This is a genomic window from Arthrobacter sp. JCM 19049 (genome assembly GCF_001310435.1).
The window spans coordinates 1-3981 of sequence record NZ_BAXF01000192.1 but is presented as its reverse complement, the minus strand read 5'-3'; the positions used below and the strand labels follow the sequence as shown (position 1 = coordinate 3981).

Sequence of the window (3981 nt, the reverse complement as noted above, 5' to 3'; positions counted from 1 at the left end):
CCAGCAGCCGATTGGCGCCGAAGTAGAGCCCCGCGCCGGCGAGCACCCCGGCGACGCTGGCCGCCAGGCCGCCCTGCTGGTAGGCCTCCAACACCAGCTCAAAGCTCAGCGCACTGATCAGCACCCCTGAGCCGAAGGCCATGATCGCACAAACCCAGATCCGCGGAATGCGCAGCCACCAGGCCGCCCCGGCCCCCAACAGCAGGCCGAACCGGCCACGGTGCCCCACAGCAGGGCTTGAAGGCTCTGGATCATGGCACCCACTATAGCGGTGCTGGATGCCCGGGCTGAGCGGGATCAGCCCAAAAACACAGCCCTGCATTCAAGGCCCTGACATCACCCCGATCGGGTCTCTGCCGCATCGTTCTGCCCGTGGATGCAGAAATCGGACTCGCTCCTGCCCAGGTGCCAGTGAGGACCAAGACTCTGGACAATCTCTGCTTCGCCGACTCGCCGCCCCGATAACGGCGTGTAGTAGCTCGATTTAAAGACAACCGTGGTGCTTTTGGCGTTGATCTCTGCCGTTACCTGCGTCTTCACCTGCGGGCTGCCGGCCTCTGGCTGGAGTCGGATGCGCCTTCGGGATTTGTCCTGCCGTGGCTCGGGTCAAGCCAGGGGTTGCCCCTACCCTTCGCTTTGCATGTTGCTGAACCGGGAGTAGTGGCCCTGGAAGGCGACGGTAATGGTCTTGGTGGGACCGTTGCGGTGCTTGGCCACAATCACGTCGGCCTCTCCGGGACGATTTTCCTTGTCGTACACGTCCTCGCGGTGCAGCAGGATCACCATGTCCGCATCCTGCTCAATCGAGCCGGATTCACGCAGGTCCGAGACCATCGGCTTCTTGTCCGTACGCTGTTCCGAACCACGGTTCAGCTGCGAGAGCGCGATGAGCGGGACATCGAGCTCCTTGGCCAGCAGCTTCAGGTTACGGGAGAACTCCGAGACTTCCTGCTGGCGTGATTCAACGCGCTTGCCCGAGCTCATCAGCTGCAGGTAGTCCAGCACGATCATCTTCAGCTCGTTGCGCTGCTTCAGGCGGCGGCACTTGGCGCGGATCTCCATCATCGACATGTTCGGGGAGTCGTCAATGAATAGCGGAGCCTCATTCAACCGTCCCATGGTGGTGGCGATCTTGGTCCACTGGGCATCCTCCACCGACCCCTTGCGCAGGTCCTGCAACTGGATCGAGGCCTCCGCGGAGAGCAGACGCATCGCGATTTCATTGCGCCCCATTTCCAGGGAGAAGAACACGGTGGCCATGTTGTTCTTGATTGCCGCCGAACGCGCAAAGTCCAGGGCGAAGGTCGACTTGCCCACGGCCGGACGCGCGGCGATGATGATCATCTGCCCGCCCTGCAGGCCCTGGGTCAACTCATCAAACTCGTAAAAGCCGGTGGGGACACCGGTGATGCCGTCACCGGCGTTGGCCGCATTTTCGATCTCATCGACGGTGCCCTCGATGATCTCGCTGAGCCGGACATAGTCTTCGCTCGAGCGATTCTCCGCAACCTTGTAGACCTCGGCCTGCGCCTCGTTGACGATGGCGTCCACGTCCCCGTCCGGGGAGTAGCCCATCTGCACGATCCGGGTCCCGGCGTCGACCAGGCGGCGCAGCACGGCGCGTTCGCGCACGATCTCGGCGTAGTAACCGGCGTTCGCGGCGGTGGGCACGGACTGGATGAGGTTGTGCAGGTATGCGGCACCGCCCACCCGGACGATTTCGCCCCGCTTGGTCAGCAGGTCCGAAACGGTGACGGCATCAGCCGGTTCGCCCCGTCCGTAGAGATCAATGATGGCCTCATAGATCGATTCATGGGCCGGACGGTAGAAGTCGTTGCCGCGGACCACCTCAATGACATCGGCGATCGCGTCCTTGGAAAGCATCATGCCGCCCAGAACCGACATTTCCGCGGCGATGTCCTGCGGCGGCGTACGCCCCGCCTCGGAGTCGCGGTTCTCGTAGGCCTGCTCAGCGCTGGCAATAGACATTCAAATCCCCTTCTACCCACCGGGAACTCGGCGACCGGTTCACCGTCCACCTCGTATCGTTCCATCGGGCCCCGACAGTTTGGGGGCGCTGGGGAAACTTGTGGATATTTCAGTTCCAGAGCCAACAGTAAGCCTCTTACATAAGGGCGTAAACTCACTTATCCACAGGATCTGTGGACAATTGGCAGCTATCTGTGGAAGGGGGTGTGCAGGAACTGGGGAGAACACTGTGGATTTCCCCACTTAACCACAGCTAATACCTCATTGACTTGGTTGTTTAGGTTTTCACAGCTGTGGATAAAAAATAAATTTTCCTCCGTGGCATTGTGCGTTTTGAATCTTTTCCACAGCCGGAAAGCCCACAACTCGGGGACGAGGAGGCGTGAACCCCGGTTATCCACGCCCAGTCCACAACACTGTGGAAAGCTTTGTGGATTACTTCAGATCTAAAAACCCGCTACTCATCGCAGGACCACCCATTACGGTCCTTCGGATGCGGGGCTTCGTCCACAGATCCCCGGCCTGCCTCATCTCGGGACTGTGCACTGCGCCTGACACGCAACCCGGTTTGAAGCGGTTAACGCAATGAATCCCACCGCGACGTACGACGCAGTGGGATTCATCGATGCCGCCCTGCCATTAGACCAGGGCCGGCACCTTGAGGGTGTGGAAGGCGGAATCATGGAAGATCGACGGGGTGTGCGCCGAGGCCTGGTGGCCGTGCACCTGCAGCAGGACGACCCAGTGGTCCCCGGCTTCAACCTCGTTGTAGATGGAGGTATCGAGCCAGAGTGGATTCCTCGATGAACAACGCCTGCTGCTCGGTGATGTGGGTGTGCAGCCCGGCGAAGCGGTCACCCTTCTTCGAGGCGATCTGGGCGCAGACCCCCTCGTTGCGGCTGCTGAGCACCGAGACCCCGATACGCTGTGCCCGCCGCAGCTTCGGCCAGGTGTTGGAGGTCTTCTGCACGGCGAACATCACCAGCGCCGGATCCAGGGAGACCCCAACGGTAAACGAGGAGGCAACAATTCCGGTCTTGACGCCATCGATTTCGGCGCACAACGCCGCGACGCCCGAGGGGTGCTGGGCGAAGACCTTGCGCAGGGTCAACGGGTCGAGATCCTGATTCAATGACATGATTCGTATCCTTAGCATCAGGCCCACCGTGGTCGGCGACGGTCGAATGCCCATAGCGCCGCAGGGCCAAGCTGCTGCACTGTGGATTCGAAGGTTTTACGCCTCGGTGTGCGGTACTTGTTCCACGCGGTGGCGCGCGGAACCGAATCCTCACCTGGAGCACCCCACTACCGTTTAGAGGGTTGCCGGCCAGCTAGCCAGGGCTTGTCAGCTGACGCTCTTGATTCTGTCTACGACACTATGGCCCGTCGCGGCGTAACGTCAAACATTTCCTGTCTTATACCGCAATCTTCGACATATTGTTTCGCCCGCCCCCTCCTTCCGCTACGCTCGCCGCCGATAATTTCGCCCGACGCAGCTCACCAACGGACACCGCCTCCTACGCTGGTCGCCCCGCGGGCGCCGTTGAGCGCAATGGCACGCAGTTTCTTTGTCTGGGGTTCAGTTTCATGCCACGATGTCTTGCGAGGTGCCCTGCGTCACAGCGCAGGGCCGGATAGTTACCGACCCCGAGGAGCCCCCATGGCATCGTTGCTGGCCAACCACTCAGAATTGACTCCCCTGCGCTTCCTGGAACGTCCGTGGAGGTCTACCCGGAGAAAACCGCGGTGATTCACGGTTCGCGCAGCTACACCTGGGCCCAGTTCGAGGAGCGCGTCCAGCGGCTGGCCCAGGTGCTGGCCCAACGCATTTCCCCGGGCGACCGGGTCGCGGTGCTGGCCCCGAACACCCCGGAAATGCTGGCCGCCCACTACGCGGTCCCGCTGGCCGGCGGCATCCTCGTTGCCCTGAACACCCGCCTGGCCGCCCACGAGCTGCAGTACATCTTGTCGCACGCCGAGGCCCGGCTGCTG

The 3981-nt window shown here is 61.8% G+C and carries 3 protein-coding genes, 1 pseudogene and 1 riboswitch; of the genes and pseudogenes, 1 reads left to right on the top strand and 3 read right to left on the bottom strand.

Annotated features, from left to right (window positions below; translation table 11 throughout):
- From JCM19049_RS09260 to JCM19049_RS09250, 3 genes and pseudogenes are all read right to left on the bottom strand, one after another.
- Positions 1–199: pseudogene (locus JCM19049_RS09260) on the bottom strand (ZIP family zinc transporter); the annotation flags it as partial.
- 425 nt (positions 200–624) lie between these two features.
- Positions 625–1989, bottom strand: coding sequence for a replicative DNA helicase (gene dnaB / locus JCM19049_RS09255; protein ID WP_054821444.1), 1365 nt, complete (start codon positions 1987–1989; stop codon positions 625–627).
- A gap of 757 nt (positions 1990–2746) precedes the next feature.
- Positions 2747–3127 carry a flavin reductase family protein gene (locus JCM19049_RS09250; protein WP_279402843.1) on the bottom strand — a complete coding sequence of 127 codons (381 nt, stop codon included), beginning with the start codon at positions 3125–3127 and terminating at the stop codon, positions 2747–2749.
- Between the two features lie 108 nt (positions 3128–3235).
- Positions 3236–3353: riboswitch (SAM riboswitch) on the bottom strand.
- Between the two features lie 355 nt (positions 3354–3708).
- Here JCM19049_RS09250 and JCM19049_RS09245 point away from each other — a divergent pair.
- Positions 3709–3981: AMP-binding protein (locus JCM19049_RS09245; protein ID WP_279402842.1), on the top strand; the 273-nt coding region annotated here is incomplete at its 3' end.